The organism is Gordonibacter pamelaeae (assembly GCF_003340385.1).
GTDB classification, from domain to species: Bacteria; Actinomycetota; Coriobacteriia; order Coriobacteriales; family Eggerthellaceae; genus Gordonibacter; species Gordonibacter pamelaeae.
Window position 1 is genome coordinate 1 of record NZ_PPTS01000020.1, and the last position, 3491, is coordinate 3491.

Consider the following 3491-nt stretch of genomic DNA (forward strand, 5'->3'; position numbering starts at 1 on the left):
GCATCTCCTTGAACGCCAGGCACCGCGGGCAGAGGCGCCCCTGGTTGTAGGGGTTCTCCGGGTCGCCCTCTATCTTCTCCAGCACCCCGTCCCTCACGTACATGAGCACGCCGCAGTTGTCGTGGCAGCCCGGGCCCGTGCGCGCGTTCGTGCGCAGCACCGTGCAGCCGTCCTCTTCCCATCGGCAGACGCGGCCGGTCGGGTCGTCCTGCGTCCTTGCCGCCGGCACGTCCTCCTCGGGTGCCGCGGCGCCTTGCGGGCCCTGCTTCTCAAGCGTCTCTGACATGGCTCCTCCTCGTCGTGCGGATGTTCGCCGATGCCCCCGATTATAGGAGCGGGGGGCGCAGGCGGGAGCCGCGTTTTCCCGATAGGCTATCGGGAAATCCGATCACCCTGATGGCGGGCCGCGTGATCGGTTTTCCCGATGACCCATCGGGAAAACCGCACAAGGGCCCCGCGAGGGCGCTCCTATAATCGGGGGCATCGAAGACGAACCGCACCGGACAGGTGCTGCTCCCATAACGATTTTCCGCAGGCATTCCCGCGTGCACTACCGCGGCCCGGCACCGCCGGACGCGTAGCCATGGAAGTTGAGAGAGGAGATCCGTCATGTGCTTCAGACCACCCACCGTCGACAACGGACCCGTGAAGTGCCCCAAGTGCGGCGCCGAGGTCGACCCGAAGGCCGACGCCTGCCCGAGCTGCGGCGCCAAGGCGGCGCCGATGCCCGGGATCCCCACGCCCCCGGGCGCTCCCACCCCGCCCCCGGTCCCCGGCGTGCCCGGGGCGCCGAAGGCGCCCAAGCCGCCCGCGCCCACCGCGTAGACCCGCTGCCGCCTGACGCCCCACTGGGGCGTGCGGGCGCCGGCCACCAGACGAGGAGAGGAGAGAGCATGGGGAACAACGTGTTGGGCACGCCCATCGTGAAGGGCCTGGGCTTCAACAGCTTCGGCATCGGCACGAACGCGTGCTCGGTCGACATCGACGAGGAGAACGACAAGATCCTGCGCATCCGCCCGCTGCGCTTCGACGAGCACTACACGCCGGAGGACCTGAACGCCTGGAAGATCGAGGCGCGCGGCAAGACCTTCGAGCCGGGCTTCAAGACGCTCATATCGCCGCTGTCGCTGTGCTACAAGAAGCGCGTGTACTCGAAGAACCGCATCCCGTACCCGATGCGCCGCGTGGACTGGGACCCGAACGGCGAGCGCAACCCGCAGAACCGCGGCACGAGCGGCTACGTGCGCATCAGCTGGGATGAGGCGTGCGCGCTCATCGCAGGCGAGATCAAGCGCGTGCATGACGAGTACGGGCCGGCGTCCATCCTCTGCGAGCTCGACGGCCACGGCGAGACGAAGTTCGTCCACGCGCCGCACGGCTGCCAGAGCCGCATGTTCGACCTCATAGGCTCCTACACGCTGCAAACCCGCCAGCCCGACAGCTGGGAGGGCTGGTACTGGGGCGCGAAGCACATGTGGGGCATGGACCCCTTGGGGCAGAACTCGCAGATGAACAACGTCATCCGCGACGTGGCGCAGAACGGCGACGCGGTGCTGTTCTGGGGCTGCGACGTGGAGACCACGCCGCTCGGCTGGGGCGGCTACCTGGCCAGCCGCCTGTGCTACTGGTTCACCGACCTCGGCATCAAGCAGATACACATCTCGCCCGACGTGAACTACACCAACGCCGTGCACGCCGACAAGTGGATACCGGTCAAGCCCAACACCGACGCGGCCCTGCAGCTGGCGATAGCCTACACGTGGATCAAGGAGGGCACCTACGACCAGGCCTACCTCGACACGCATGCCGTGGGCTTCGAGAACTTCAAGTACTACGTCATGGGCGGCGAGGACGGCGTGCCGAAGACGCCGAAGTGGGCCGAGAAGATCTGCGGCGTTCCCTCCTACACCATCAAGGCCCTCGCGCGCTACTGGGCCGCGCACGCCGTGTCCATCGCGCACTGCAACGGCGGCTCCTACATCCGCTCCTGCTACGCGCACGAGCCGGCGCGCCTCGAGGTGGCGCTCCTCGGCATGCAGGGACTGGGCAAGCCGGGCGCCAACCAGTTCAAGTTCATCGAGTGGACGCTCTACGGCATGGACACCGTGACGCCCTTGCCGCCGTCGGTGGAGATCCCCGACTGCAGCCCGGCCTACCGCGGCTGGTACCGCAGCTTCCCGAAGAGCTTCATCCCCAAGACCATGATCCCCGAGGCCATCATGAACCCGCCCGTATCGTGGTACGGCCACATCGGCGCCGGGTTCCCGCGCGAGGACCAGTTCGACGGGCCCTACACGTTCCCGCTCGAGGGCAACGAGCGCCTGCACATGATCTGGTCGGACACCCCGTGCTGGGAGACCTGTTGGAACGGCGGCAACGAGATGCAGGAGGCGCTGCGGCACCCCTCCATCGAGTTCATCGTCGTGCAGCACCCGTGGATGGAGAACGACTGCTTCTTCGCCGACGTCATCCTGCCCACGAACACGAAGTTCGAGACGGAGGACATCGGCACCGACTCCGACAACGGCCAGTGGAACCTCGTGTACTACGAGCGCCAGGCCATCAAGCCGCGCCTGGAGTCGAAGTCCGACATGGAGGCCGTGGGCGAGGTCGCGAAGGCTCTGGAGAAGTTCGGCGGCATCTACGAGAACCTCTACGAACGCTACATGGGCGGCAAGACCTGCGAGGAGTACATCCAGGCCGGCTTCGAGAACACGGGAGCGGCCAAGAAGATGGACTTCGAGGAGTTCAAGGAGAAGCAGTACTACCCGTTCCCCACGCGCGAGGGGTGGGAGGAGATGCCGGCCGGCCTCATCCAGTTCTACGAGGACCCGGAGGAACACCCGCTCCAGACGCCGTCCGGCAAGCTGGAGTACTACTCCACGACGCTGGCCAGCCAGTTCCCCGATGACAAGGAGCGCGGGCCCATACCTCACTGGGTCGACGAGGGCGCCGGCCACCAGGAGCGCCAGTACCTGGAGCGCGGGCGGAAGTACCCCTTCCTGCTCGTGTCGAACCACCCGCGGTGGCGCGTGCACGCGAACCTCGACGACGTCACCTGGTTCCGCGAGATGGAGGAGACGTGCAAGGTGACGGGCCCCGACGGCTACAAGTACGAGCCGGTATGGGTGAACCCGGCCGACGCGGGCCTGCTGGGACTTTCGACGGGCGACATCGTGAAGCTGTACAACGAGCGCGGCGCGGTGCTCGGCGGCGTGCGCGTGACCGAGCGCATCATGCCGAGCGTGGTGTACCAGGATCACGGCAGCCGCGTGGACTCGGTGGTTCTCGGCCGCGGCGGCTTGGACCGCGGCGGGGCGAACAACCTCATCGCGCCCTACGCCACGACCTCGACGCACGCGTTCGGCGAGGTGACGAGCGGTTTCCTGGTGAACATCGAGAAGGTCGACGTGTTCGCGCTGGCCGAGCAGTACCCGGAGGCGTTCGGGCGCGACTACGAGCCCGACTGCGGCCTGGTGGCAACCGCCCGC

3 protein-coding genes are annotated in these 3491 nt (G+C 67.3%); 2 read left to right on the forward strand and 1 reads right to left on the reverse strand.

Annotation, left to right across the window (positions count from 1 at the left end):
* The coding region (locus tag C1877_RS14995) for a hypothetical protein (RefSeq protein WP_147274573.1) at positions 1–286 on the reverse strand (286 nt) is incomplete at its 3' end.
* A gap of 323 nt (positions 287–609) precedes the next feature.
* On the opposite strand from C1877_RS14995, the gene C1877_RS15000 reads away from it, so the two are divergent.
* Positions 610–825 (forward strand): zinc-ribbon domain-containing protein, encoded by a 216-nt coding sequence (locus C1877_RS15000; RefSeq protein ID WP_114569517.1) that lies wholly within the window; start codon positions 610–612, stop codon positions 823–825.
* 68 nt (positions 826–893) lie between these two features.
* The coding region (locus C1877_RS15005; protein ID WP_114569518.1) for a molybdopterin-dependent oxidoreductase at positions 894–3491 on the forward strand (2598 nt) is incomplete at its 3' end.

Bases quoted from the DNA above. Each gene is read 5' to 3' on its own strand.
- C1877_RS15000 (WP_114569517.1), top strand. From the start codon at position 610: ATGTGCTTCAGACCACCCACCGTCGACAACGGACCCGTGAAGTGCCCC.